The organism is Catenulispora sp. GAS73 (genome assembly GCF_041262085.1).
In the GTDB taxonomy this organism is placed as follows: Bacteria; Actinomycetota; Actinomycetes; order Streptomycetales; family Catenulisporaceae; genus Catenulispora.
On sequence record NZ_JBGCCM010000010.1, the window covers coordinates 146,309 to 171,455 of the forward strand.

Annotated in this window: 22 protein-coding genes; 14 read left to right on the forward strand and 8 right to left on the reverse strand. The window is 71.1% G+C overall.

Features of this window, described 5'->3' with window-relative positions; genetic code table 11:
- Window positions 1-359 precede the first annotated feature (359 nt).
- Window positions 360-2,597, reverse strand: coding sequence for a hypothetical protein (locus ABH935_RS17270; RefSeq protein ID WP_370378904.1), 2,238 nt, complete (start codon window positions 2,595-2,597; stop codon window positions 360-362).
- A 303-nt stretch (window positions 2,598-2,900) separates the two neighbouring features.
- On the opposite strand from ABH935_RS17270, the gene ABH935_RS17275 reads away from it, so the two are divergent.
- Together ABH935_RS17275 and ABH935_RS17280 are read left to right on the forward strand one after the other, a co-directional pair.
- A complete protein-coding gene (locus ABH935_RS17275) occupies window positions 2,901-3,173 on the forward strand; it encodes a hypothetical protein (RefSeq protein WP_370378905.1) in 273 nt (90 codons plus the stop codon).
- A gap of 77 nt (window positions 3,174-3,250) precedes the next feature.
- The gene (locus ABH935_RS17280) at window positions 3,251-3,661 is read left to right on the forward strand and encodes an ester cyclase (protein ID WP_370378906.1); all 411 of its coding nucleotides are present in this window, start codon (window positions 3,251-3,253) and stop codon (window positions 3,659-3,661) included.
- Window positions 3,662-3,942: 281 nt separating this feature from the next.
- Here ABH935_RS17280 and ABH935_RS17285 read toward each other — a convergent pair whose 3' ends face one another.
- Window positions 3,943-5,379, reverse strand: a complete 1,437-nt coding sequence (locus ABH935_RS17285) for an MFS transporter (RefSeq protein ID WP_370378907.1) — start codon at window positions 5,377-5,379, stop codon at window positions 3,943-3,945.
- A gap of 92 nt (window positions 5,380-5,471) precedes the next feature.
- Between ABH935_RS17285 and ABH935_RS17290 the strand changes: the two genes are divergently transcribed.
- Both ABH935_RS17290 and ABH935_RS17295 read left to right on the forward strand, forming a co-directional pair.
- A complete protein-coding gene (locus tag ABH935_RS17290; protein ID WP_370378908.1) occupies window positions 5,472-6,134 on the forward strand; it encodes a TetR/AcrR family transcriptional regulator in 663 nt (220 codons plus the stop codon).
- Between the two features lie 156 nt (window positions 6,135-6,290).
- On the forward strand, window positions 6,291-7,649 hold the full coding sequence (locus ABH935_RS17295; protein WP_370378909.1) for a hypothetical protein: 1,359 nt from the start codon (window positions 6,291-6,293) through the stop codon (window positions 7,647-7,649).
- A gap of 89 nt (window positions 7,650-7,738) precedes the next feature.
- On the opposite strand, the gene ABH935_RS17300 is transcribed toward ABH935_RS17295, so the two are convergent.
- Window positions 7,739-8,599 carry an HD domain-containing protein gene (locus ABH935_RS17300; protein ID WP_370378910.1) on the reverse strand — a complete coding sequence of 287 codons (861 nt, stop codon included), beginning with the start codon at window positions 8,597-8,599 and terminating at the stop codon, window positions 7,739-7,741.
- Window positions 8,596-8,934: a PadR family transcriptional regulator gene (locus ABH935_RS17305; protein WP_370378911.1), complete on the reverse strand. Its 339-nt coding sequence runs from the start codon at window positions 8,932-8,934 to the stop codon at window positions 8,596-8,598. The genes ABH935_RS17300 and ABH935_RS17305 overlap by 4 nt, the downstream gene beginning before the upstream one ends.
- Window positions 8,935-9,046: 112 nt before the next feature.
- Between ABH935_RS17305 and ABH935_RS17310 the strand changes: the two genes are divergently transcribed.
- Together ABH935_RS17310 and ABH935_RS17315 are read left to right on the forward strand one after the other, a co-directional pair.
- Window positions 9,047-9,367, forward strand: a complete 321-nt coding sequence (locus tag ABH935_RS17310) for a histidine kinase dimerization/phospho-acceptor domain-containing protein (RefSeq protein ID WP_370378912.1) — start codon at window positions 9,047-9,049, stop codon at window positions 9,365-9,367.
- A complete protein-coding gene (locus ABH935_RS17315) occupies window positions 9,364-10,107 on the forward strand; it encodes a response regulator transcription factor (protein WP_370378913.1) in 744 nt (247 codons plus the stop codon). The genes ABH935_RS17310 and ABH935_RS17315 overlap by 4 nt, the downstream gene beginning before the upstream one ends.
- 313 nt (window positions 10,108-10,420) lie before the next feature.
- Here ABH935_RS17315 and ABH935_RS17320 read toward each other — a convergent pair whose 3' ends face one another.
- Window positions 10,421-10,855 (reverse strand): hypothetical protein, encoded by a 435-nt coding sequence (locus tag ABH935_RS17320; RefSeq protein WP_370378914.1) that lies wholly within the window; start codon window positions 10,853-10,855, stop codon window positions 10,421-10,423.
- A 160-nt stretch (window positions 10,856-11,015) separates the two neighbouring features.
- Between ABH935_RS17320 and ABH935_RS17325 the strand changes: the two genes are divergently transcribed.
- Complete coding sequence (locus ABH935_RS17325; protein WP_370378915.1) at window positions 11,016-13,058, forward strand: response regulator; 2,043 nt, start codon at window positions 11,016-11,018, stop codon at window positions 13,056-13,058.
- 26 nt (window positions 13,059-13,084) lie between these two features.
- On the opposite strand, the gene ABH935_RS17330 is transcribed toward ABH935_RS17325, so the two are convergent.
- Window positions 13,085-13,597 (reverse strand): ATP-binding protein, encoded by a 513-nt coding sequence (locus tag ABH935_RS17330; RefSeq protein ID WP_370378916.1) that lies wholly within the window; start codon window positions 13,595-13,597, stop codon window positions 13,085-13,087.
- Window positions 13,598-13,642: 45 nt separating this feature from the next.
- Entirely contained in the window at window positions 13,643-14,488 is an 846-nt protein-coding gene (locus tag ABH935_RS17335) for a PAS domain-containing protein (protein ID WP_370378917.1), read from the reverse strand.
- 226 nt (window positions 14,489-14,714) lie between these two features.
- Between ABH935_RS17335 and ABH935_RS17340 the strand changes: the two genes are divergently transcribed.
- The 6 genes from ABH935_RS17340 (at window position 14,715) to ABH935_RS17365 (ending at window position 22,459) form a co-directional block, all read left to right on the forward strand.
- The gene (locus tag ABH935_RS17340; protein ID WP_370378918.1) at window positions 14,715-15,419 is read left to right on the forward strand and encodes a class I SAM-dependent methyltransferase; all 705 of its coding nucleotides are present in this window, start codon (window positions 14,715-14,717) and stop codon (window positions 15,417-15,419) included.
- Between the two features lie 141 nt (window positions 15,420-15,560).
- On the forward strand, window positions 15,561-17,432 hold the full coding sequence (locus tag ABH935_RS17345) for a glycosyltransferase family 2 protein (protein WP_370378919.1): 1,872 nt from the start codon (window positions 15,561-15,563) through the stop codon (window positions 17,430-17,432).
- 5 nt (window positions 17,433-17,437) lie between these two features.
- Complete coding sequence (gene galE, locus ABH935_RS17350) at window positions 17,438-18,496, forward strand: UDP-glucose 4-epimerase GalE (RefSeq protein WP_370378920.1); 1,059 nt, start codon at window positions 17,438-17,440, stop codon at window positions 18,494-18,496.
- Window positions 18,493-19,845 (forward strand): UDP-glucose/GDP-mannose dehydrogenase family protein, encoded by a 1,353-nt coding sequence (locus ABH935_RS17355; protein ID WP_370378921.1) that lies wholly within the window; start codon window positions 18,493-18,495, stop codon window positions 19,843-19,845. Before galE ends, ABH935_RS17355 begins: the two co-directional genes overlap by 4 nt.
- Entirely contained in the window at window positions 19,836-20,816 is a 981-nt protein-coding gene (locus ABH935_RS17360; protein ID WP_370378922.1) for a UDP-glucuronic acid decarboxylase family protein, read from the forward strand. The genes ABH935_RS17355 and ABH935_RS17360 overlap by 10 nt, the downstream gene beginning before the upstream one ends.
- 5 nt (window positions 20,817-20,821) lie before the next feature.
- Window positions 20,822-22,459, forward strand: coding sequence for a right-handed parallel beta-helix repeat-containing protein (locus ABH935_RS17365; protein WP_370378923.1), 1,638 nt, complete (start codon window positions 20,822-20,824; stop codon window positions 22,457-22,459).
- Between the two features lie 25 nt (window positions 22,460-22,484).
- Here the strand turns inward: ABH935_RS17365 and ABH935_RS17370 are convergent, their stop codons facing one another.
- Window positions 22,485-23,267 (reverse strand): TetR/AcrR family transcriptional regulator, encoded by a 783-nt coding sequence (locus tag ABH935_RS17370; protein ID WP_370378924.1) that lies wholly within the window; start codon window positions 23,265-23,267, stop codon window positions 22,485-22,487.
- A 196-nt stretch (window positions 23,268-23,463) separates the two neighbouring features.
- On the opposite strand from ABH935_RS17370, the gene ABH935_RS17375 reads away from it, so the two are divergent.
- Window positions 23,464-25,128 (forward strand): amidohydrolase, encoded by a 1,665-nt coding sequence (locus ABH935_RS17375; protein WP_370378925.1) that lies wholly within the window; start codon window positions 23,464-23,466, stop codon window positions 25,126-25,128.
- The last annotated feature ends 19 nt before the right edge of the window (window positions 25,129-25,147 follow it).

Consider the following 25,147-nt stretch of genomic DNA (forward strand, 5'->3'; position numbering starts at 1 on the left):
CCTTGGTCGTTCTTCGCCCGAAGAATCAGCCTGGCCGTGTCACGCCAGACCGAATGACAGACTGCGGAGTTCAGCACTCCGCGGTCGCGCTCGACACTGCAAATGTATCGGCCGCCGCCGCCACGCGTATAGCGATCAGGGGGTCATCCCGGAGCGATGGTCGCCGAGTGTTGATCCGGACCGGATGCCATCGTTGCGACCGTTGTCAAGGTCGGTATATCAAGAATCAGTGTCGACCCGGCCCTTGAGGCGAGGCGTGGATATCACCGGAACACTCGCCGCGGGGAATTCCACATTTACCATTAAGGGGGTTCCCGGAATGCCCCCGGCCATTATCGATCTCGCGGCGCCGCCATACCTCACGGTATGAGCCCTTGCCGCCGCGCGATCTCCACGGCGCTGTCCCGTCCGTCGGCGCCGAGTTTGCGGTAGACGGCGCGCGCCTGCGTCTTCACGGTGTTGATCGACACGCCGCGTTCGCGGGCGATCTCGACGAGCGTCAACCGGGTCGGAAGGACCTGCACCAGCGCGACCTCGGCCGCGGACAGAGGCTCCAGCGGATCCGGCCTCCTCGCCGCGGCGTGGGATCGCCGGCGCAGGTGGTCGATGCGCTCCAGGTGCGGGCCCTGGGCGTCCGGCAGCCGGCGCACGAGGGCCTCGGCGTCGTCCAGCAGCTGGTTGGCTGCCTTGTGGTCGCCGGCGGCGATGCGGACGCGCGCGTGCAGGACGAGGATGAGCACGTCGGGCCACGGGCTTATCCCCGGGACCGACTGGCGCTGCGTGTGGGCGGTGGCCAGCAGTTCCGCGGCGGCGGCGAAGTCGGCGCGGCCGGCGGCGATGACGGCACGGGCCGCCGGGACGAGCGCGGCTTGCGGGCTGCCCTGCAGGGCATAGTCGGCGACGAGCCGGTCGGCGACCTCCGCCAGCTGCTCGGCCTGGTCGGGGTGGCCGAGGTCGTGGTGGCACAGGGCGAGCAGCGCACTGGCCCCGATGCGGATCAACGGCATGGCGGCCTGGGCCGAGAAACCCGCCTCCAGGTGTGTCATCGCCTGCTGCGGCTCGCCGGACAGGTAGTGGACGTGGCCGAGAGTCAGACACGCCATCGCGTGCCAGGGGCTGGTCGCGTCGTTCTCCCACTCGGCGGCCGCCCGGGCGGATTCGGCCATGACCGCGAAGCCGTCGAACCCGAACATCGCGCGCACCATGGCGATGGCGGATTCCAGGGATCGGGTGCCGTCCGGCAGCGGACCGGGATACCCGGCGCGCTCGGCGGCGGCCAGGTACTGGCCGACCGCCGCCCGGTCGCCGCCCAGCGCCGCCGTCCAGGCCGCGGCGATCGCGGCCGGGGCGTTCGCCGCGATGGCCTCCTCCCCCAGCCCTTTCAGCCAGGCCAAGACGGTCTCCCGGCGTCCGGTGTTGAGCAACACCGGGTACCCGGCTCCGATCAGCTCGGCGGCGACCGGGGCGTCGCCGGCCGCCAGGGCGTGACCGATGGCCTCGGAGGGCCGGCCGTCGTGCCGCAGCCACTCGGCGGCCCGCCGGTGCAGGGCGGGTACCTCCGCGGGCTCGGCCTGCTCCAGGCGCCGCTGGAGAACCGCCTGGAGCAGGTGGTGATGACGGAACCATCGGCCGTCGATGTCCAGCGGGACCAGGAACAGCTCTCCGACCGCGCCCGGTTCGGCCAGCGGCAGCTCGCCGCCGGCGACCGCCTGGACCATCGCGGAGCTGAACCGGTCCAACACCGCCGACCGGGTCAGCGTCCTGGCCTGGTCGGCGGTCAGGCCGGACAGGACCTCCTCGGCGAACAGCTCGGCCACGTGCCCGTGGGCGGAGGCCAGCCGGGCCAGGACCAGATCCGGCGCGGAGGAGTCCCGCAGCAGACGCGCGGCCAGGAAGACCGCGGCGCCCCAGCCCTCGGTCACCTGCAGGATCCCGGTCACGACGTCCTCGGCGGGCGCCGTCCCGGTGGCCGCGGCGATCAGCTCGGCGACCTGGCCCACGTCCAGGCTCAGCTGCCGGGGACCGAGCTCCACCAGGCGCCCGGCGGCCCGCAGCCGCCCGAGGGCCAGGGGCACGGTCTTGCGCGAAGCCAGCAGGAACCGGTTGCCCGCCGGCATCCGGTCGATCAGCGCCGCCAGCACCACGTGGCAGGCCGGGTTGGTGACCAGGTGCAGGTCGTCGATGGCCAGGGCGACCGGGCCGGTCCCGGCGAAGGCCCGGCACAGCGCCGGGAGCACGGCGCCGTCCATGTCCGGGTTCTGCCGGCCGAGCAGCCGCGCCGCGACCTCCCACTCCGGGCCGGGTGCGGCGGCGGCCAAGGCCGCCACGATCCGGGACAGGAACTCCACCGGGTCCGCCGTCCACCGGTCGGCGTTCATCACCGCCAGCGGCACCGCCCGGCCGGGGTCGGTCCGCCACTGGTCGATCAGCGTCGACTTGCCCCAGCCCGCGCCGGCGACGACGCAGACCACCTTGGCGGGACCGGCGTTGACCCAGGCCAGCAGATCCGGCCGGGCCACCGGCCGGACGACGACCGGCGCGCGCCACCGCTCGCCGCCGGATTCCTCACCTGGTTCGTCACCGGCTGCGGGCGGCACGGCAGAGCTTCCGATAGACCTCGTCCCATGACGGGGCGATGTCTGCATATACGTCTCCTGACACGGACCTCGGTGTGTTCGACTGTTCCGGAATCCAGGATCGCAGCTCGGCGGTGGAGCGTCCGGCGAATGGGCCGAACACGCCACCGCAAAACGTGCCAGCCGTCACCCGGGTGATGAGCCGCACAGGATGATGCGCGGTCACCTGCTCGCGTGGGACTACTGCTGGCACGGCGTCCGGCCCGGCCGGGGGGTGCGGGCTGGGCGCCGCGAAGTCACCCGGGCGAGGGAGAAGCGAGAAGCATGGCCGAGTTCGAAGTCGACGACCTGGTATGGGTCGGCGAGGCCAAGGACCTCGGCGTCGTGGTGCTGGCCGCGGGCCGCGCCCCTGATCCCGGTACCGTGCCGCGGGACCTGCCGGATCTGAACGGACTGTGCTGCACGCCTCTGGCATTGGTGCGCACCATCGCCAACGGATCCATCCGGTGGGTCCGGGCGGCGGACATGGCCGCGGCCGAAGCCGGACCCGACGCCGAAGCCGAAGCCGCTTGTTCGCAGACTTCGCAGCACTCGTAGTCACTCTGGTTCAGCGAGCACGGACGCTGCGATATACATGATTGCGTCCTGTCGGCCGGAGGGAAAGGCGGTGCTGCGTGGGCAGTCAAGAGTCCAACGTGGAGCGCATGCGGTTCTTCATCGAGCAGGTGCAAGAAGCGGGCCGGCTACAGCTGATCGACGAGCTCGTGCATCCCGGCTTCCGGAACCGCACCATCGGCCCGGGCCAGCGCGACGGCCTACCCGGGGTCCACGACTTCATGACCGCCTTGCACGAGGCCTTCTCCGACCTGCGGATCGAGATCCTGCACTGCGTCGGCGACGGCGCCCTGGTGGCCACCCACAAGATGTTCCGCGGCCGGCACACCGGGCCCTGGTTCGGCGCGCCGCCGTCGGGCGAGCTCATCGAGTTCCGGGTGATGGACGTCATCCGCTTCCAGGACGGGCAGCTGGTCGAGCACTGGGCCGTCCTCGACCCGATGAGTCCTTCCGTCGACGCCGACCGGTGACCTCGGGCGACCCGGGCGCCGCTGCCCCTCGCCGACTCGGAGGCCGGGTCACCGAAGCTGCCGGAACAGGCTGCCGGCCTGTCAATGGCCGAACAACACGAATGGTTCCGGAAGCTCACCACGGGTCGCCGGTCGCTGCTGCGTGGCGGACTGGTCGGAGCCGGTGTGCTGGCCGCCGGCCCCGGGCTGCTCGCAGGTCGGGCCCAGGGGAGGTACATGTCGCCGGCCCGGACTGGCGGCCCGGACCGGGGGGCATCCCGAGCCGGCGACCCGTACCGGGGTCAGTCGGCGGCGACAGCCGTCGGCCGCCCCGGGACGAACAGCACGGCCACGAGCGCGGCGACCAGCACGAAGCTGCCGGCGACCGCGAAGGCGTGGCTGTAGCCGCGGCTCAATGCCTGGAGACTGTTGTCGTGGTGGGTCGTGCTCACCGCGACGGTCGTCAGCACCGCGAGCGCGACGCTGGCGCCGACCTGGCGGCTGGTGTTGAGCAGCCCGCTGACGAGCCCGGCTTCCTGCGGGGCGACGCCGGAGGTCCCCATCGCGGTGTTGGCGACCATGCACGTGCCGATACCGACCGAGGCCACCAGCGAGGGCACGAGGAACGACCAGAAGGTGGAACCCGTGTCGAGCAGAGCGAACCCGAGCATGCCCGCGGCGCCCAGCAGCGACCCGGCCGAGAGCAGGACGCGGTTACCGAAACGCGCCGCCAGCTTCGCGCTGGTGAAGCTGCCGACGACGATCCCGGCGCAGAAGGGCAGGAAGGCCGCGCCGGCCTTGACCGGGCTGTAGTGCAGCACCTCCTGCAGGAAGAGCGAGGCGAAGTAGAAGCCGCCGAGGGTCGCCGCGCCGATGAAGACCACGATCAGGTCGGCCACCCACACCGTGCGGACGCGGAAGATCCCGAACCGTAGCAAGGGCTGCGAGGCGACCCGCAGCTCCCAGAACACGAATCCGGCCGCCGAGACGACGGATCCGATCAGTCCTAGCAGGGTCGTGACGCCGCTCCAGCCGTGCTCGCCGGCGTAGACGGTCGCCAGGACCAGAAGCGTCATCGACGCCGTGACCAGCACCGCCCCGACCACGTCGAGCCGCCCGGTGCCGGGCCGCCGCAGATCGCGCACGCCGGCCAGGGCGAGCGGCAGCGCGAGGGCGACGATCGGCACGTTGACGAACAGCACCCACCGCCAGTCCAGGTACTCGGTCAGCACGCCGCTGAGCAGCACCCCGAACGCGCTGCCGGCCGCGGCGACCATCGACCAGACGGCGATCGCGCGCCGCCGGGCCGGGCCCTCCGGGAACGTGACCAGGATGACCGTGAGGGTCACCGGCGCCAGGACCGCGGCGGCCAGGCCCTGCCCGCCGCGAGCGGCGATCAGCTCGCCCGGGCTGGTCGCCAGCCCGCCGAGCACCGAGGCGAGCCCGAACGCGGCCAGGGCCACGACCAGTGTGCGGCGGTGCCCGACCAGATCCGCGATCCGGCCGCCGAGCAGCAGCAGCCCGCCGAACACGAGCGTGTAGGCGTTGACCACCCAGGACAGCGACCCCGGCGCGAACCCGAGATCGGCGCCGATCCGTGGCAGGGCCACGTTCACCACGCTGATGTCGAGCACGACCATCAACTGGCACTGACACGCGACACCGAGCACGAGGCCGGCCCGCGCCGGCGGTTCGGATGCGGCACGGACACCGGCCGGCTGCTCATCGACGACACTCATGGGACCCCTCCGATGCGAACGTTGTACGCGTAAGGTAACCCTAACTAAGAGAGCGGGCAAGACCCGGAGCGAGACCTGCCAGGATGGACGCCGTGATCGAAGCAGTCGACCCCGCGAGCCCGGGTCGCTACGGGCCCCGCCGGCCGCGCCCGGGCCTGACCCCCGACATCGTCGTCGCCGCCGGCCGCCGGGTGATCGAGCGCGACGGCCTCGACGCACTGACGATGCGCACCGTCGCCGCCGAGCTGAACACAGCTGCCGCATCGCTCTACCGCCACGTCGCGGACCGGGACGCACTCCTGGTGGCGATCCTGGAGCAGATCGCGTCAGGCCTGCCGGTACAGGTCCCGGGCACAACACCGCAGGACAGGCTGCGCCACCGATTCGTCGGCGCGCACGACTACCTGGCCGACTGTGTATGGGTCCTGCACATCCTCATCCGCGGCGAACTCAACGCCGAAGCCGCGCTGGCGTTCAACAACGCCTGCCTGGACGACTTCCTGCGGGCGGGCCTGTCCCCGGGCGAAGCCCTGACCGCCTTCCGAGCCTGCTGGTACCTCACCGTCGGGGAACTCCTGGACAGGCACCAGCACAAGCCGCGTGAAGACACACAGCGGCAACGGGTGATCCGCGACTTCGACGCCCAGCTCTTCCCCGCTCTAGCCCGCGTCCGCGATCTCACAGACGAGGAACGGGCCGCGGACGATTTCGAAGCCATGGTCGACAACGCGATTCGCGCAACGCTTCCTCGGTGAATCCAGCGCTCGTGCGGATCCGTCGGATCCGCGCGGATCCGCCGCTCGGTTTCAGCAACGTTTCAGTCCCGAATCAGTGCTCCGGGAGACCGTGAAGACGACGCCGCGGCGACACCCGCTGCGGCTCGATCCGGACTTCCGAGGAGAACCAATCCCATGAGCAAGTCACGAACCGCCCGCGCCGGATCCCGCCTGGCCGGGGCAGCCGCCGTGCTGGCCCTCGCGCTCGGCGGTCTGGCCGCGACGGTCGGGCCCGCCGACGCGGCGACCAGGGCCGCGGCGACACCCGCCGACTCCCCCTGCGACCCGGTCGGCAACATCAACCTGGCTCCGGTCAGCATCACGCTCGGCGGCCAGGTGACCGTCCAATGGACCACGCGCGGTCTCACGGGCTGCAATCCGGCCATCACCAGCGTGCTGATGTCGGGTCCGGGCTTCGACAGCCCCGAGCAGGTCAGCGCGTCCGGCAGCCGCACGGTCACCCCGACGCAGGCCGGCACCGCCGTCTGGACCCTCGACGTCGCCACCCGGCTCGGCCAGACCCAGCTCGACCAGCAGTCGACCACGGTGAACCCGCCGCCGCCGGTGGTCAACGGCCTGGCCGGCGGTGCGGTCGGGTTCGCCGACAGCTCGGGCACCGAGACGAAGGCGGAGACGAACAGCATCACCGCGAGCAGCGGCCTGCACGTCATGAGCGGGACGAACCCGAGCCTGTACAACGTGGGCCAGGACTACGAGGGGGCGTATCAGGGCACGAACGGGGACCTGTGGATCGTCGACTCGGCGGGCACCGCGACCGACCTCGGCCTCGGCATGGCCGCCGGGACCAGCCCGAGCATCACCACGACCGGCGGCACGAACTTCGCCGTCGCCTTCCAGGCGAACACCGGCCAGCTGTGGCTCTACCGGTCCCAGACCGGCGCCGCCAGCCTCAAGCTGCCGATGGCGCCGGGCACCAGCCCGTCCGCGACCCTGACCAGGTCCGGTGTCGCGGTCGCGTACGTCGGCCAGAACGGCAAGCTGTCCGTCTTCGACCCGGTCCTCGGCTTCGGCGGCTACACCGCCCCGGTGGCGCCCGGCACCAGCCCGGCGATCACCTTCGTCGTCGGCGGCGACTCCTACCGCATCGCCTACCAGGCCCCGGACCACACGCTGCGCACGACCGACTCGACCACGGCGCAGACCTTCGCGACCGGACAGACCATGGCGACCGGCAGCAGCCCGGCGATGACCACCCTGTCCGGCAACCAGACCGTCATCGCCTTCGGAGGCTCGGACGGCACGATCCGGACGCTGTCCTCGACCGGCGCGGTCACCGGGACCAACGCCCAGTTCCTGGCCGGCACGAGCCCCTCGATCGCTCCGGCGGCCGGCGGCGGTGTCGTGGCCGTGTGGGACGACATCAACAGCCACCTCGGCACGTTCGTGACCGGCACCGGGGTCACGCCGACGCCGCTGGTCATGGCCGGCGGGAGCAGCCCGTCCATGGCACAGATCGACAACGGGGTGCGCTGACGCGCCGGCCTGATACGCGGGTCCGATCCTGATGGAGGACGCTCAGCCCGGACGCCGGGCTGGGCTTGTCCGCGTCACGAGGCGGGGCCTCACCTGGTCCGGACGAGCGTGGACACCGCGAGATCTTCGAGTTCGTTCTGGAGGCGGTCGAAGCCGATACGACCCGCCAGAGGAGCGAAGAGCCATAGGGTTTCGCGGCTCTTCTGTCTCTGCTTTTCCACCTTCATGAACTCGATCGTCTGCATGTTGTGCAGCCGGTCGGCCAGCTTGAGGGCCAGGACGCGGCGCTCCGTGGACTCCACGAGCGCTGTGATCGAGGGCTCGGTCACCGAGTCGAGCGCGATGACGTCGCGGATGATCGCGGCGACTTCTACGCCGAACTCAGCGAGCACTCGATCCGTGGGGCGATCCGTTCTGGACGGTAGATCGTGGAGTAGCCCAGCGCAGACGCAGGTGGCGTCCATGCCGAGGTCCGCCAGGATCCGGGCTACCGCAACGGTATGCGTCACGTGGGGATCCCCGCTGCGGCGCCATTGGTCTTGGTGCCACTCTGCAGCGACCTGATATGCCCGGCGCAGCATGTCCTGCTCGGCGTCAGAGTAGGAAGCCCCTGACAGCAGAGCCGACAGCGGATCGACAGCACTGGTCAGACTCAGCGTGCGGCCGATCGTCCGGCTCGACCGGAGCAGGCCGAGCGCGTAGCGGGTGCCGATCCACAGCCGGGTGAGGGGGAGCGCTTCGCGGCCGCGCAGGATTTCGTTGAGCTCAGCGCGCCACTCGTCGTGCAGTTCCGTCCGGAGTGGCCGTGGCGCCCGCACTACGGCGACGCGGATGACTGTCGCCGGCAGCTTGTCCAGGCGGGTCCGAAACTCTCTGGTGACGACATCGGCCAGCACCAAACCGATGATCCCCGCCGCAGTCGCGGCGACTGCTGCCGCGAGCGCACTCATGTCGTGCCTGCTGCGGGGTGCGGGGCGGGGTTCGCGCCTGGCTGGAACCGCACCTGCTCGTTCACACGCACCAGTTCACGGCGAGCCGCCACGAGGCCCTCGCCGGTGAGCCGGTAGTGACGGCGCGCGGGGCGTCCGGCGGTCGCGGGGTCGACGTGCTCGACCTCTTTGGACAGCCAGCCGGCCGCTTCGAGCCGCGCCAGGATGGGGTAGAGCTTCCCGCTGGGATAGCCGGTGAGCTGCATGAGGTCGTAGCCGTATCGCGCCTCGACGGGGTCCTGGAGGAAGATCCGGAGCACGGTGGCCACGGCCAGAGTCACGCGTACGTCTTTCATACGTATTATTCTTACATAGGGTGCGCGCTGTGTCACGGTTCTGATTCCGGGCGTGATGCCTTTAGGGCGCGCCCGGGTGGCTGGTTGGCCGAGCTGGAATTAGCCTGGTCAAGTGGGCGATTTGCAGCGGGCCGCGCTTGTGCTGCCCGCCGACGCGAACGGAGCCGGGCCGCGTGCGACGCTGGTCCTGGTCGAGGCGCTGCGCCCGATGGCGACGGACGGGACCGAGCTGCTGTGTGCGCTTTCGCACCAGCTGCGCAATCCGCTGACCTGCGTGGTGGGGTATCTGGAGATGCTGGCCGAGGGCGAGCTCGGGCCGGTCAACGATGAGCAGACGCGGGTGCTGCGGGTGGTGATGGCGAGCGCGAGCCGGTTGGGCGCGATGCTCGACGAGTTGGAGCAGCCAGGCGCATCGGTTGGGCGAGCGCGTTGACGGGTTCGGCCCCGGACGGCCGGCGGCGCGCGCTGGTGATCGAGGACGCCGCGGACATCTGCTTGTTGCTGTGCGACACGCTGCGGCAGGCCGGGTTCGACGTGACCGGTGTGGACACCGGTGCCCGTGGGCTGGAGGCGGCGCGGGGGTTGTGCCCCGATCTGGTGACGCTGGATCTGACGCTCCCGGACATCGACGGGATAGAGGTGTGCCGGCAACTGCGCGCGATCTCGAACGCGTACGTGATCGTGCTGACCGCGCGTCACGGAGAGGCCGACCGCCTGATCGGCCTCGAAGTCGGCGCGGACGACTACATGGTCAAGCCCTTCTCGCCGCGGGAACTGCGGGCTCGCGTGGGCGCGATGTTCCGGCGTCCACGGCTGACGGATCCTGGCGCCGGGAACCAGGACGCCACGGTGCTCCGCTTCGACGGACTGGAGGTGGACCGAGAGAGCCGCGAGGTCACCCTCGACGGATCCCCGGTGGCCCTGACCCGCACCGAGTTCGACCTGCTGGCCGCCCTCCTGAGCCACCCGCACCGGGTATGGGAGCGCGACACCCTAGCCCGCCGCGTCCAGCACACCGACTGGCCCGGCGACGACCACGTGATCGACGTCCACATCGCGAACCTCCGCCACAAGCTCGGCGACACCGGCCGCCAGGCCCGCTGGGTGCACACCGTGCGCGGCGTGGGCTACCGCTTCGGGGGCTCGGCGCCCGCTGACCCGAACCACGGCTGAACGCGGCGGGGTGCGGCGGGACGCTGCGGGACGCGGCGAGAGGTCGAGCCCGGCTGGGGGCGCGCGGGCCGCAAGCAGCGAGCCGAGCCGGAGCTGGCGGGCAGCGGGCGGCGAGCTGGGCCGGAGCCGACGGGCAGGCCGGCAGGCCGGCAGGCGGGCCGAGGTCAGCAGACAGCAAGCTGGAACTGTCGGCGGCGGACTGGGCCGGCGAACAGGCAAGCCAGAGCCAGAGAACGGGCCGGCGCTGGCGACCAGGCAAGCCGGAGCTGGCGGGCGGCAGGCCGGCGGGCGTCAAGCGCAGCTCGGGACCGCGTCAATCCGCCGGCGCGGAGTGATCCGGGCGTTCGAGGTCATCGAGGCCGTCGAGGCCGTCGAGGCCGTCCAGATCCATCGCCGCGCGCACCGTCGCGGCTACCAGGGCTGCTTCGGTGCGTACGCGGGCGAGTTGCACGGTGCTCGGGATGAGTCCGGTGTGCAGTGAGGACTGGAGTGCGGTGAGGGTCGTGGCCAGGCGGCGGGTGCCGAGCATTCTGCTGCTGATTTGGAGGTCTACTATCACGCGCTCGGCTTCGGCGGTGTCGTCGGCTTCTATCGCCTGGCCGATGCGGTTGAGGCGCTCGGGGAGCAGGTCGAGGTAGGCCTGGGCGTAGCGGCGCAGGGTCGCGTCGCCTACTTCGGCGCGCAGGCGGGAGAGGTGCGCGCGGCTCAGCGGCTCGTCGCCGGTCTGCGATGGGGCCTCTCCGGCCATCGTGTGCCTCGCCTTTCCTTCTTCCTGGCCCCAGGATCCGAGTGCTGCCGCAAGGTCAGCTCTGGTCTTGATCAAAATCTGCTCAAGAAGTTGCGGCGCTGGTAGTGGCGGTACAGCATGGAAATGATTTGTGCCTGTCCGTTCCGACTAGGCGGAAGCGATGCGCCAGCGAACCGCCTCGACGGCCGCGCCTGGAATTGCGCCCGGAATCAGGCTCCTGATCTGTGAGGACAGCGAGGACGACGCGCTGCTGATCGTGCGGCGCCTGCGCCGGGACGGGCTGGCGGCCGCCTACGAACGCGTCGAGACGGCCGAGGACGCCGCGCTCGCGCTGCGGCTGCGGCCGCCCGATCTGATCGTCTCGGACTACTTCATCCCCGGCTTCGGCGCGGAAAGCGCGCTGCGGGTGCTGCGCGCCAGCGGCCTGGACGTGCCGTTCATCGTGGTCAGCGGACGGATCGGGGAGGAGTCCGCGGCGGAGTTGATGCGCGCGGGGGCGCACGACGTGGTGCTCAAGGACCGACTGTCGCGGCTCGCGCCGGCGGTGCGGCGGGAGCTGGAGCAGGCCGCGGACCGGGCCGAGCGCCGGGCGGCCGAGGCGGCGCTGCGGCGCAGCGAGCAGCGCTTCCGCCTGTTCGCCGACCACTCGCCGGACGTGATGTTCCGCTTCCGCATCCACCCGGCCGACGAGGTCGAGTACCTCAGCCCGGCCGCGGGCGCGGTGCTCGGCCGGGCCCCGGAGCAGCTGTGCGGCGACCCGGGCCCGCTCTTCGCCCTCGTCGCCCCGGAGGACCGGTTGCCGCTGGCGGCCACCTGGCACGCCGCGGACACGCAGCCGCTGGTCGTGCGCTGGTGTCGGCCGGACGGCACCGAGGCCTGGACCGAGCAGCGGGCGGTGACGCGCCGCGACGAGTCCGGGCGCGTCGTGGCCGTCGAGGGGGTCCTGCGGGAGATCAGCGACCGGATGCGCGCCGACGCCCTGCGCGACCGGCTGCGGCAGGCCGAGCGACTGGACTCCCTCGGCCGGCTGGTCGGCGGGATCGCGCACGACTTCAACAACCTGCTCGCGGTCATCCTCGGGAATACCGACCTGGCGCTGGCCGAACTGCCCGGCGACAGCCCGCACCGCCCCGGCATGGAGCTGATCCGCGACCTGGCCGCCGGCGGCGCGGACCTGACCCGGCAGCTTCTGGCCTTCAGCCGGCACGAGCCGCCGCGCCCCGAGGTCCTGGACGCGAACGAAGTCATCGCCGACACCGAGCGCGTGCTGCGCCGCGCGATCGGCGAGGACGTCGAGATCCGCACCCGCCTCGACCCGGGCCTGCGCCCGGTGGCGATCGACCGCAGCGAGCTCGAACGGCTGCTGCTCAACCTGCTGGCCAACGCGCGCCGCGCCATGCCGCACGGCGGCCGCTTGGTCGTGGAGACCGATAATGTCGACATACCGAAGAAGCCAGACAAGCCGGGCGCACCCGGCACACCGACCACGCCGCCCGGGACCGGCACCGGCGGCACCAAAGACGCGCCGGGCGCGCACCTCACACCTGGCCCGGCAATCCGGCTCCGAGTGATCGACACCGGAGTCGGCATGTCGGAAACCGTCCGCGAGCACGCCTTCGAGCCCTACTACACCGCGGGCGCCGGCGACGGCACCGGCTTGGGCTTGTCCTCGGCCTACGGAGTGGTCAAGGCGGCAGGCGGCGAGATCCGCATCGATTCGCGGCCGGGCGCGGGCACCGTGGTGAGCGTCTACCTGCCCGCAGCCGTCGGCCCCGCCGAGCCGGCCGCGGTGCCCGCACCCGCTCCGCCGAGCGGACAGGGCCGCACGCTACTGGTGGTCGAGGACGACGGCGCGGTGCGGGAGATGGTCGGCACGATGGTGCGCCGCCACGGCTATCACGCCATCTGCACGGCCTCCCCCGCCGACGCGCTCAGTGTCGTCGAGCAGTCCGACCGTCGGATCGACGCGCTGCTGACCGATCTGGTGATGGCCGGGATGTCGGGCATCGAACTGGCGGAGGCCGCCCGGGCGCGGGTGCCGGACCTGCCCGTGCTCGTGATGTCCGGGTACTCGGCGGGCGCCGCGTCAGCGGACGGCGTGCTCCCGGCGGGATTGTCCCTGATCCGCAAACCGTTCACGGCCGCCACCCTGCTGCGCGCGCTCGCCGAGGTGCTCGGCATCGAGCCGCCGGATCCGAACTGACCCCTCGGCCCGGGGACCGTTCGGATTCACTCGACGTCGGCACCGAGCGTGAAGTAGAACGTCGCGCCGTTCCCGGCCGTACTCTCCGCCCAGACGCGACCGCCGTGTCGGCCGACGACACGCTCGACGACGGCCAGCCCGATGCCGGTGCCGGGGAACCGGGCCGCGCTGTGCAGACGCTGGAAGGGGGCGAAGAGTTTGTCGGCGTCGTGCATGTCGAATCCCGCGCCGTCGTCCTCGACATAGAACGCCGGGACGCCCTGATACTCACGCATTCCGACACTGATACGCGCGTCGCCCCGCTCGGAGGTGAACTTCCACGCGTTGGAAAGCAGGTTCTGCATGACCAGGCCGAGCAGAGCGGGATCCCCGGCCACCGGCATCGGCTCGATGACGGTCTCGACCCGGCGCTCCGGCTCGGCCGCGCGCAGGTCGGCCACGATGTCGCGGGCCACGTCGCCGAGATCGAACCGGCTGCGCCGCAGCTCCCCGCGTCCGGCGTAGCACAGGTCGAGCAGGGCGTCGATCGTGCCGGTCATCCGCCCGGTCGCGGCGTGTACCCGGTCGAGATAGTCGCGGCCGACCTAGTCGAGCTGCTCGGCGTGGTCCTCCAGCAAGATCTCGGAGAATCCGGCGATGGCGCGCAACGGGGCGCGCAGGTCGTGGGACACAGAGTAGGTGAACGTGTCGATGTCGCGGGTCGAGGCTTCCAGTTCGGCGGTGCGGTCATGGACGCGCTGCTCAAGGTTGGCGACCAGGCGTCGGACCTCCTCCTCGGCGCGCATCAGGTCGGTGATGTCGGTGGAGATGCCGCAAACGGCGTAGACGCGGCCGTCGGGGTCGGTGACCGGGTGGCGGACGGTGTAGTACGTGTGCGGGCCGTCGATCTGGTCGACGGTGTCCTGCGTCTGCACCGGCGCGCCGTGAAACAGGGCCTTGCGATCGTTGGCCCCGACGGTGTCGGGCACCGCCGGGAAGAGGTCCTGGTGGCGGTGTCCGAGGACGTCTTCGCGGCTGACCCCGTACAACTGCTCGAACTGCCTGTTGACCAGGAGATAGCGGCCCCCGGCCTCGCGTACGCAGACCACCGCGCCGATCTCGTCGACGATGTCGAGCAGGTCTGCGACGTCGGCGGCGGACCGGCGGCAGATCTCGCGCCAGGCCCCTGCGAAGCGGAGCGCGATGAGCGAGCAGCCGCCGAGGAGCACCAGGCAGACGGCCGCGGCGATGCGGTAATCGGCGATGACGGAGGCGACGCCCGCCACAGCGATCACGGCGATGCTCAGGGCCACCGCGATCAACCGGATGCCGGATGCGGAGCCGGGCTGGGCGATCAGCGTGTTCCCGACGGGCCGGATCGGCGCGGCGGCGGACGCCGCGCGCCGGTATCCGGTCCGGGCCGGGCCGCGCCGAACAACGCCGCGGATCATGCGAGGTGACTCCCTGGTCGGTCGATCTGCTCGGTGGGTCCGCGCGACCGACGGAGGAGGCGGGTTCGCGCGGCCGGACGGTAGCCATGGCGACTGTGCTGACCTGGGCAGCGTATAGGCGGCCGACAGCAGTTGCCGCGCGCGGCGCGCGGGCGTAGCCCTCTATTGGAGGCACCAGAGTTGTTCAGGGAAGGGCGCGCCGATGGCAGGCGAGTTCGAGGGCGCGATGCGCGCCTACCGCCGCGAGACGCAGGCGGCCGCGTTCGACTTCATCGGTGAGCGGTATGACGAGGCCTTCCCGCACAAGGAGGGGCAGATCGCCGCCGGCCAGTGGCTGATCGGGCGGCTGGAGCCGGGAGCGCGGGTCCTCGACGTGGGCTGCGGCACCGGGGTCCCCACGGCGCGCCAGCTGGTCGCGGCCGGTGCGCGGGTCACCGGCATCGACATTTCTCCGGTGATGCTGGAGTTGGCGCGGGCGAATGTTCCGCAGGCCGATTTCCGGCTGGCGGACGTCACGGAGATCGGCTCGGGCATCGACTCGGGCATCGGCGAGTTCGACGGCGCCGTGGCGTTCTTCTCGCTGCTCATGCTGCCGCGCGCGCAGATCCTCGGTGCGCTGGGCCGGCTGCACCGGGTCCTGCGCCCGGGCGGCTGCCTCGCGCTGGCCATGGTGGAAGCCGACATGGACGACGTGCCGATTCCGTTCCTGGGGGTGTCGGTGCACGTCTCCGGCTTCTTCCCGGAACAGTTGCGCCGGCTGACGATCGAGGCCGGTTTCGAGGTCCTGGAAGAGCACAGCCTGAAATACGCGCCGAGTAGTCCACAGGCGCTCCCGGAGATCCAACAGTTCCTCTACTGCCGACGCGCCACCACGTCTGGAGCAGACCGGAGAAGCGATCACCGGATGAGCGGCATCTTGAGGAAAAATTGATGATGCCTTAAATCACGCTGGACATCCCCGGTCGAGCCTGGTCTCAACGGCAGCGCATCCGCTCCGCCGAGAACCAGGTGAAAACATGATGTCCGCCGAGCACGTCGCGACTTCGGATCCGCGCTCCATGGAGCGCGAGTCATGAAGCTCACCGCCGCCGCCGCGAAGTGGAAGCGCCGGGCCACGCCTCGGCAGAAGCCGGACCCCGCCGCCTACGCGTCGTTGCAGGCACAGATCGTGGAGCTCTCCGGTGGCCGCGTCGCCCGGATCACCCCGCACGGCCCGCTCTTCGCACGTCCGCCGCACCGGTCCAGAATCGCGCGATCGACGCTGATCCCCACGCTCACCACCCGCGACCGGGTCACCATCGCGGTGCTGGCCGCCGGCTGGGTGGTCTGCTTCGTGGCGTTCTGGCAGTGGTGGCTGGCGCCGGGGCACCGGGTGACCTGGGCCGGACTGGTACTGACCAGCCTGCTGTTGCTCTACCTCACCTGTCAGGCCAGCTACTTCCTGCTCGCGGTCTCGCGGCTGCCCAAAGTCGACCCGGCGACCGGGATCCCGCGCCTGCGGCTCGCCATCGCCGTGACCCGGGCCCCCTCGGAACCATGGTCGATGGCGCGCCGCACGCTGGAGGCCATGCTCGACCAGGACTTCCCCTACGGCTACGACGTCTGGCTCTGCGACGAGGACCCCTCCCCCGAGATCGACGAGTGGTGCCGCTCACACCGCATCCACGTGTCCACGCGGCGCGGGATCGAGGGCTACAACCGCACCACCTGGCCCCGGCGCACCAAGTGCAAGGAAGGCAATCTCGCCTACTTCTACGACCGGTGCGGGTACCGGGACTACGACGTCGTCGTCCAGCTCGACTGCGACCACGAGCCGCGCCCCGGCTACCTGGCCGAGGTCGTCCGGCCCTTCGCCGACGCCGCCGTCGGCTACGTCGCCGCGCCCAGCATCTGCGACACCAACGCCGCGGACTCCTGGGCGGCGCGGGGCCGGCTGTACCGGGAGGCCCCGTTCCACGGGCCGTTCCAGCTGGGGCACGTCGACCGGCTCGCCCCGGTGTGCATCGGGTCCCACTACGGGGTCCGCACCCGGGCCCTGCGCGAGATCGGCGGCCTCGGGCCCGACCTGGCCGAGGACTTCACCACCACGTTCCTGCTCAACTCGGCCGGCTGGCAGGGCGTCTTCGCGATCGACGCGGAGGCACACGGGCTGGGCCCCATGACCTTCTCGGACATGGTCACCCAGGAATACCAGTGGTCGCGCAGCCTGGTGGCCATGATGTTCGGGATGATCCCCCGCCACATGCACCGGCTGCCGCTGCGGATGCAGGTGCGGTTCGCGATCGTCCTGATCTACTACCCGCTGCTGGCGCTCGGGGCCCTCGCCGGCGTCGCGCTGCCCGCCGTCGCCGCGGTGACCGGCCGGGTCTGGGTGAGCGTCAACTACGCCGCGTTCCTCGGGCACATGTGGGCGATGACGATCTGGCTGCTCGCGCTGCTGCTCCTGCTGCGTCACAGAGGGCTGCTGCGGCCGCGGACCGCGCCGGTCCTGAGCTGGGAGCTGTGGCTGTTCATGCTCGCGCGCTGGCCGTACGTCGCCTGGGGCGTGCTCGGGGCGATCGTGCAGGAGACGCTGCGCCGGCCCATCTACTTCAAGGTCACCCCCAAGGACCGCACCGGACACGAGATTCTGCCCAAAGGCCTCGTCGTCCCGTTCGTCGCCATCGCGGTCGGCCTTTCGGCGTCCGCGCTGGTCGGCGAGCTCACCGGACCGGCCGTGGGATACGTCTTCCTGTGCATCCTCGGCTCGTGCGTGTACACGGTGGTCAGCATCGTGGTCGCGACGTTGCACGTCAGGGAAGCCGCCAAAGCGGCCGGCACCCGGCTGCGCAGCGCCTTCGCCACCGCCCGCACCCCTCTGTTTGTGTCGGCGCTGCCGCTGCTGCCCCTGGCCGCGGCCATCTCCCTCTACCCGGCGTACGCGCTCGCCGTTCTGCACGGGTGAATGCCATGACAACCGTCCTCGTCACCGGAGGGGCTGGATTCATCGGCAGCCACGTGTGTGCCGCGTTGCTCGGCCACGGCTACGACGTGCTCGTCGTCGACGACTTCTCCAACAGCACCTCGCAGGTCTTCCCGCGCATCCGGAAACTCACCGGCCGCCGCGTCGGCGCCGTCTACGCGCTGGACGTCTGTGACCGGCGGGCCCTGGCAGCCGTCTTCGACCGGCACCAGGTGAACGCCGTCGTGCACCTCGCCGCCCGGAAGGCGGTCGGCGAATCGACCCGGAGCCCGGCGCAGTACTACGACACCAACGTCGGCGGCACGACGAACCTGCTGTGGACCATGCACGAGCACGGGGTGCACCGGCTGGTCTTCTCGTCGTCCTGTTCGATCTACGGTGACGCCGGAGGGGGTCCGCTGGACGAGGCCACCCCGGCCCGGCCGACCAATCCCTACGCGGCTTCCAAGTGGATCTGCGAGCAGATCCTCGCCGACGTCTGCCGCCGATGCCCGGAGTTCACGGTGACCAGCCTCCGGTACTTCAACCCGGTCGGCGCCCACCCGAGCGGACTGCTCGGCGAGGACGCCCGCGGAGTTCCCGCGAACCTGATGCCGTACCTGGCTCAGGTGGCCGTCGGCCGGCTCGCGCGGATCGACGTGTTCGGCGACGACTACGCCACGGCCGACGGGACCGCCGTCCGCGACTACATCCACGTCGTGGACACGGCTCGGGCCCACCGGATCGCGCTGGACCGGATCGCCGACGGACCGGGCATGCGCGTGTACAACCTCGGGGCCGGAAGGGGCCGGTCGGTTCTGGAGGTCATCGCGGCGTTCGGCGCCGCGTGCGGCCGGCCGATCCCCTATCGGATCGTGTCCCGTCGCCCGGGCGATGTGCCCGAACTGGTCGCCGACGCGACCGCCGTGGCGCGCGCGTGGGGCTGGCGCCCCACCCGCGACCTGGCCGGCATGTGCCGGGACGCCTGGCGGTTCCAGCGGCTCAACCCTGATGGCTATGTCCGGCAACAGTCGGCGAGGGACAGGCGGATCGGAGCAGCGATATGAGGATCACAGTCATCGGGACCGGATACGTCGGCGCGGTGCACGCCGCGTGCATGGCCGACATCGGGCACGAGGTTCTCGGCGTCGACGTCGACGCCGAACGGATCTCCGCCCTGGCCGCGGGCCGAGCGCCGGTCCACGAGCCGGGCCTCGACGAGATCCTCGCCCGGGCTCTGGCATCCGGCAGGTTGCGGCTGTCGACCTCCCTGGCCGAGGCCGCCGCGACCGCGAGCACGCACTTCATCTGCGTCGGCACCCCGCAACGCCCGGACAGCAAGGCCGCCGACCTGCGGTACGTCGACGCCGTCGTGGACGGTCTGGCCCCGCACCTGCGTCCGGGCAGCCTGGTGGTGGGCAAGTCCACAGTGCCGGTCGGTACCGCGGCGCGGCTGGCCGCGCGGCTCGCCGTGACGTCCCCCGGCACCGAGGTCGCCTGGAATCCGGAGTTCCTGCGCGAGGGTTCAGCGGTCGAGGACACCCTGCGACCCGCGAGACTCGTCGTGGGAGTCGTCTCCGCGCGCGCCGAGGCGGTCCTGCGCGCCGTCTACGCGCCGATGCTGCGCGCGAAGGTCCCGTTCTTCAGCACCGACCCGGCCACCGCGGAGCTGGTGAAGGTGGCGGCGAACGCCTTCCTCGCGACCAAGATCTCCTTCATCAACGCCATGGCAGAGGTGTGCGACGCGGCCGGCGCGGACGTGACGGTCCTGTCCGCGGTGCTCGGCGCGGATCCGCGGATCGGCCCCCTCTTCCTGCAGAGCGGACTGGGGTTCGGCGGCAGCTGCTTCCCGAAGGACATCCGGGCTTTCGCGGCCCGGGCCGCGGAGCTCGGGGCCGCCGAGTCGGTGCGGATCCTCCACGAGATCGACCGGATCAACCTCAGGCAGCGGCAACGCACCGTCGACCGCGCACGGGAGCTGCTCGGCGGGACATTCGAAGGCCGCCGCGTCGCAGTCCTCGGTGCCGCGTTCAAACCGGACAGCGACGACGTGCGCGACTCGCCCGCCCTCGCGGTCGCCGAGGCCGCCTACCGGCAGGGGGCAGAAGTCCTGGTCCACGACCCGCAGGCCCTCGACAACGCGCGCGCCGTCTTTCCGGAGCTCACCTACGCCTCGGACATCCCCAAGGTGTGCGAGGACGCCGATCTGGTGCTGCACCTGACTCCGTGGCAGGAGTACCGCGAGCTCGATCCCGCGGCGCTCGCCGAGGTGGTGCGCGAGCCCGTGCTCCTGGACGCCCGCAACAGCCTGGACCCGCAGCCCTGGTGGTCGGCCGGCTGGACCGTGCGCGTGCCCGGCCGACCGTTGCTGTCCCCGTTGCTGTCATCCGATCGAGGAGGAGAACGATGCATGTAGTCGTGACCGGAGGAGGCGGATTCCTGGGCGCCCATCTCTGCGAAGCCCTGCTACGCAGAGGCGACACGGTCTGGTGTCTGGACAACTTCTCCACCAGCAGCCCGGAGAACACCGCCCACTTGTGCGGCCATCCCCGCTTCCGACCTGTCCGCGCCGACGTGACAGCACCATTCGACGTTCCGGCGCCCGTGCACGTCGTGGCCCATCTCGCCAGCCCCGCCTCACCGCCGGACTACGACCGGCTGCCGCTGGAAACGCTGGCGGTCGGCAGTCAGGGAACGGAGAATGCCCTCCGCCTGGCGCTGCGGCACGGCGCGCGCTTCCTGCTCGCCTCCACCAGCGAGGTCTACGGAGAACCCGCGATCCACCCCCAGCCCGAGGAGTACTGGGGCAACGTCAACCCGATCGGCCCGCGCAGTGTCTACGACGAGGCCAAGCGCTATGCGGAGGCGTTGGCTTCCGCGTACCGGCGCAGCCGCGCCTTGAACGTCGGCATCGTCCGGATCTTCAACACCTACGGCCCGCGGATGCGGCCGCACGACGGCCGCGTGGTGTCCACCTTCATCCGGCAGGCGCTGGAGGGCAGCCCCCTGACGATCTACGGCGACGGCAGCCAGACGCGCAGCTTCTGCTACGTCGACGACCTCGTCCGAGGTCTCACGGCGATGGCCGACAGCGGCTGCGACGGCCCGGTCAACCTCGGCAACCCCCGTGAGCACACCGTCCGCGAACTGGCAGACCTCGTCCTGGAAGCCGCCGGCTCGCGCTCGCGGATCGAGTACCGCCCGCTGCCCACCGACGACCCGACCCACCGGCAGCCCGTGATAGCCCGAGCCCGCGAACAACTCGGCTGGTCTCCGGCGATCTCCATCGAGGAGGGCTTGGAGCGCACCGTCGCGTGGTTCGCCGACCAGCCCCGGCAGCCGGAGCGGGCCCCGCGGCGCGTCCGCCCGGAATTCGTGAAGGCCTGATCGCCGTGTCCCGGTCGACGGCCGCCACCGGGTTCGCCCACGTCGTGCCGTGGGCCGTCGCCGCGGTGGGCCTGGCGATCGCCGCGAGCGCCTGCTCCGGTCTGCCCCACTACGCGCCGTCGGCGCACACGTACTACATCAGCCCGAGCGGCCAGGACAGCGCCTCCGGTACCTCGGCCGGCACGGCATGGCAGTCCCTGGCGCGCGTCCAGAAGGTGCAGCTCCGACCCAGGGACCAGATCCTGCTTCAGGGCGGGGCCCGCTTCTCCGGCACTCTCAAGGTGGCGGCCGGCGACGCGGGCAACGCCGGACAGCCCGTGGTGATCGGTTCGTACGGCACCGGAAACGCCGTTCTTCAGTCGTCCGGCGACGGCATCGACGTGCACGACACCGGCGGCGTGGACATCCGCGATCTCACCATCACCGGGATCGGTGCGCCTTACTCGCACGGCAGCGGCGTCAACCTCTACAGCGACCTTGCCAGCGGGACGAAGCCCAACCACGTCACCATCTCCGGCGTCGACGTCTCCAACTTCCAGACGGGTATCGCGATCGGCGCCGCCGGCGATACCGGCTTCACCGACGTGGCGGTCCGCCAGGCGCGGTTGCACGGCAACGAGGATGCCGGGCTGAAGACGTACGGCCCGGCCTTCAACGCAGCTCGCCCCGCGTACGCGCACGAGAACATCGACCTCGAAGCGGTGCAGGCGTACGGCAATCCCGGCGACCCCTCGGTCGTCGCGCACAGCACCGGGAACGGCATCAGCCTGGGCAGCGTCCGAGGCGCGCAGGTGAGCGGATCCAGTGCCTACGACAACGGCGCGAATTCGGCGGCCCTCGCACATGACGGACCGGTGGGGATCTGGACGTATGACTCCACCGGCGTGGTCATCGAGCACGACACCGCGTACGACAACCACACCGCCTCCCTCGCCGACGGCGCCGGGTTCGGGCTGGACGACAACGTCTCGTCCTCGACGATCCAGTACGACCTGGCCTTCCACAACGACGGACCCGGCATATACGTCTACACCGACACGCCCACCGGCCTCTACACCGGCGACACGATCCGCTACAACATCAGCGACAACGACGGCCGCAAGATGCCGCAGAACGGCGGGCTGGCCGTCTACGGAACGTATGTCAGTGGTCTGCAGGTCTACCAGAACACAGTGATCATGACCGGCACCGGGGGGCAGGCCCCGGCACTGCTGGTGAGCGGGAGCCAGAGCGGCATCACCGTCCGCAACAACATCCTGGCCACGGACGGCTCACCGGTGGCCACCGTACTCGCACTCACCACCTCGCACGTCATCCTGCAAGGCAACGACTACTACGCCCCCTCCGGGCTGTGGTACGTGGTCTGGTCCAACACCACGTACACCAACCTGTCCGGCTGGCGCGCGGCGACCGGCGAGGAGCGGCTCTCCGACCAGCCCACGGGTCTGACCGTCGATCCCTGCTTCAGCGGAGGCCGGCTTCCCGACATCGGCTCCCCCGCCGAGGCACGCGCGGTCCTCCCCGGCTGCGCCGCACTCGCGGGCAAGGGCCTCGACCTGGCGAAGCTGTTCCAGACGAGCACTGGATCGACCGACTACTTCGGGCAGGTTCTCAGCACGCCGCCACCGGTCGGAGCCGCCTGAGCCGTACTCGCCGCGCGTCCCGCCCTCAGATGGCGGACGCCTCCCGGGCGGTCACCCGCGCCTGCACGCCGTCCAGGAACAGCCCCAGCGTGTATTCGAACACGGCGGCGTCATCCCTGGTCAGCTCCAGCAGCCGGGCGGCGCTGGCGTGCACCAGCGGGAACCGCTCGGCCGGCAGGGTGGCGTAGCCGACGGCCCAGGCCTGCTCGTCGCGGTTCTGATACTCGGGATCCAGCAGTGACCACGCGGCGCTGTACTGGGTGAAGGCCAGCGTCAGGTCCAACAACGCGCGGTAGACCTCGGCCGCCTCGACCACCGGCAGCCCGGCACTGTGCAGTACCCCGATGATCTGCTCCACGCTCTCGGTCTCGGACTTGCTGGCGGCCGTGCGGCTGGCGGCCAGCACCGCGATCGCCGGCCGGTCCAGGTACACCGAGCGGACCGACTGCGCGATCCGCCGCAGCCACTCGCGCCAGCCGACCTCCTGCGGCGCGAGCCCGGCCATCCGCTCCACGGACTCGGTGACCATCCGGTCGGTGAGCGCCACCACCAGCTCGTCCTTGTCGCGGAAATGCCGGTAGACGCTGGTCGGGTCGGCACCCAGCTCCTTGCCCAGGCGGCTGAACGTCAGCGCCGAACCGCCCTCCCGGGAGCCGATGTTCAGCGCGGCCTCGATGATCACCTCGCGGGACAACGCCGCGCGGCGGCGGCCGCCGCCCTTTCTGGAGCCGGTGGAGCCAGTGGAGCCGGTGGACTCGGGCTCGGACTCGGTCGCGGCGCGCGGCATCGCGGTGTCTCCGTTCAGCACGGTATCGGCGGTCAGCGGTCAGCGGTCAGGGATCAGGGATCAGGGATCAAGAGTCAGGGGTGCAGCGATCACATCGTAGCGGCGACCGCGTTGTCAATGGCATTGACAGGGGCACTGTCATGAGTTTTGCTACTCCCCACGACGCACGCCGTGGCGCAGCTCACGGGAATTCCTTTCGAACTTCCTTGGAGGACCGGTGTCCCCTTCCTCGTTCGCAGACCTCGTCTTCACCGGCGGCCCGGTGTTCACCGTCGACCCGGCCCGGTCCTGGGCCTCGGCGGTGGCGGTGGCCGGCGGCCGGATCACCGCGGTCGGGCGGGAGCGCGACGTGAAGGACCTGATCGGCCCGGACACCGAGGTCGTGGACCTGGCCGGCAAGCTCCTGCTCCCGGGCTTCCAGGACGCGCACGTGCACCCCGTCCTCGGCGGCACCACACTGCGCCAGTGCGACCTGCACGAGCTGCACACCGCCGAGGAGTTCGTGGCCGCCGTCGCCGACTTCGCGGCACGCAATCCGCAGGCCGCATGGATCCGCGGCGGCGGCTGGAGCATGGATGCCTTCCCCGGCGGCATGCCGACGAAAGACCTGCTCGACGCCGTGGTCCCGGACCGGCCAGTGGCACTGCCGAACCGCGACGGCCACGGCATGTGGGTCAACAGCAAAGCGCTGGAGGTCTGCGGGATCACGCGCGACACCCCGGACCCCTTCGACGGCCGGATTGAACGCGACGCCCACGGCGAGCCCAACGGATGCCTGCAAGAAGGCGCGATGGCGCTGGTGGCCGCGCACGTCCCACCGCCGACCGCCCAGGAACTGGCCGACGGCCTCCTGGCCGGCCAGGCGTACCTGCACTCCTTCGGAATCACCGCGTGGCAGGACGCCGGAGTCGGCGCCGGCCTGGGCCCCGCCGACGTCTACGCGCCGTACCTGGACGCCTCCCGCTCCGGCGCCCTGACCGCTCGCGTCGCCGGGGCACTGTGGTGGGATCGCGAGAGCGGCATGGAGCAGTTGGAACTGTTCCGCGCCCGGCGCGAGGAGGCCGGGCACGGCCGGTTCCGGGCCCGCACCGTGAAGATGATGCTCGACGGCGTCGCGGAGAACCACACCGCCGCGCTGCTCGACCCCTACCTGGACGGCTGCGGCTGCACCACCGACAACACCGGCCTGACCTTCATCGACCCGGACAAGCTCAAGTCCTACGTCGCCGAACTCGACGCCGCGGGCTTCCAGGTCCATTTCCACGCCCTCGGCGACCGCGCCGTGCGCAGCGCGCTGGACGCGGTGGAGGCCGCGCGCGCCGCGAACGGCCCCGGCGGACGTCACCACCTGGCCCACCTGCAGGTCGTGCACCCGGACGACATCCAGCGCTTCCGCCGGCTCGGCGCGACGGCGAACATCCAGCCGCTGTGGGCGGCGCACGAACCGGCGATGGACGAACTGACCATTCCCTTCCTCGGCGAGGAGCGCGCGGCCTGGCAGTACCCGTTCGGCTCGCTCAGCCGTGCCGGGGCGACGATCGCGGCCGGCTCGGACTGGTCGGTGTCCTCGCCGAACCCACTGTGGGGGATTCACACGGCGGTGAACCGGGTGGAGCCGGGACTGTCGGCTGAAGAGTTCGCGGCGCGCAAGGTGTTCTACCCGGCCGAGCGGCTCGATCTCGGCCAGGCCGTCGCGGCGTACACGGCCGGAACGGCCTACGTGAACCAGATCGACGACGTCACCGGTTCGATCCAGGTCGGCAAGTACGCGGACCTGGCGCTGCTGGACCGCGACCCGTTCGACGGCCCGGCGCACGAGATCGGCGACGCCACGGTGCTGCGGACGTTCGTGGAGGGCGTCCAGGTCTACGGCGCCGAGTAGTCAGCACGTCCACTTCTTC

Excerpts from the sequence above, each read along its gene's own strand:
- ABH935_RS17295 (WP_370378909.1), top strand. The coding sequence starts at position 6,291 with ATGAGCAAGTCACGAACCGCCCGCGCCGGATCCCGCCTGGCCGGGGCA.
- ABH935_RS17330 (WP_370378916.1), bottom strand. The coding sequence starts at position 13,597 with ATGACCGGCACGATCGACGCCCTGCTCGACCTGTGCTACGCCGGACGC.
- ABH935_RS17345 (WP_370378919.1), top strand. The coding sequence starts at position 15,561 with ATGAAGCTCACCGCCGCCGCCGCGAAGTGGAAGCGCCGGGCCACGCCT.
- ABH935_RS17275 (WP_370378905.1), top strand. The coding sequence starts at position 2,901 with ATGGCCGAGTTCGAAGTCGACGACCTGGTATGGGTCGGCGAGGCCAAG.
- ABH935_RS17325 (WP_370378915.1), top strand. The coding sequence starts at position 11,016 with ATGCGCCAGCGAACCGCCTCGACGGCCGCGCCTGGAATTGCGCCCGGA.
- ABH935_RS17305 (WP_370378911.1), bottom strand. The coding sequence starts at position 8,934 with ATGAAAGACGTACGCGTGACTCTGGCCGTGGCCACCGTGCTCCGGATC.
- galE (WP_370378920.1), top strand. The coding sequence starts at position 17,438 with ATGACAACCGTCCTCGTCACCGGAGGGGCTGGATTCATCGGCAGCCAC.
- ABH935_RS17285 (WP_370378907.1), bottom strand. The coding sequence starts at position 5,379 with ATGAGTGTCGTCGATGAGCAGCCGGCCGGTGTCCGTGCCGCATCCGAA.
- ABH935_RS17320 (WP_370378914.1), bottom strand. The coding sequence starts at position 10,855 with ATGGCCGGAGAGGCCCCATCGCAGACCGGCGACGAGCCGCTGAGCCGC.
- ABH935_RS17355 (WP_370378921.1), top strand. The coding sequence starts at position 18,493 with ATGAGGATCACAGTCATCGGGACCGGATACGTCGGCGCGGTGCACGCC.
- ABH935_RS17335 (WP_370378917.1), bottom strand. The coding sequence starts at position 14,488 with ATGATCCGCGGCGTTGTTCGGCGCGGCCCGGCCCGGACCGGATACCGG.
- ABH935_RS17340 (WP_370378918.1), top strand. The coding sequence starts at position 14,715 with ATGCGCGCCTACCGCCGCGAGACGCAGGCGGCCGCGTTCGACTTCATC.
- ABH935_RS17360 (WP_370378922.1), top strand. The coding sequence starts at position 19,836 with ATGCATGTAGTCGTGACCGGAGGAGGCGGATTCCTGGGCGCCCATCTC.
- ABH935_RS17300 (WP_370378910.1), bottom strand. The coding sequence starts at position 8,599 with ATGAGTGCGCTCGCGGCAGCAGTCGCCGCGACTGCGGCGGGGATCATC.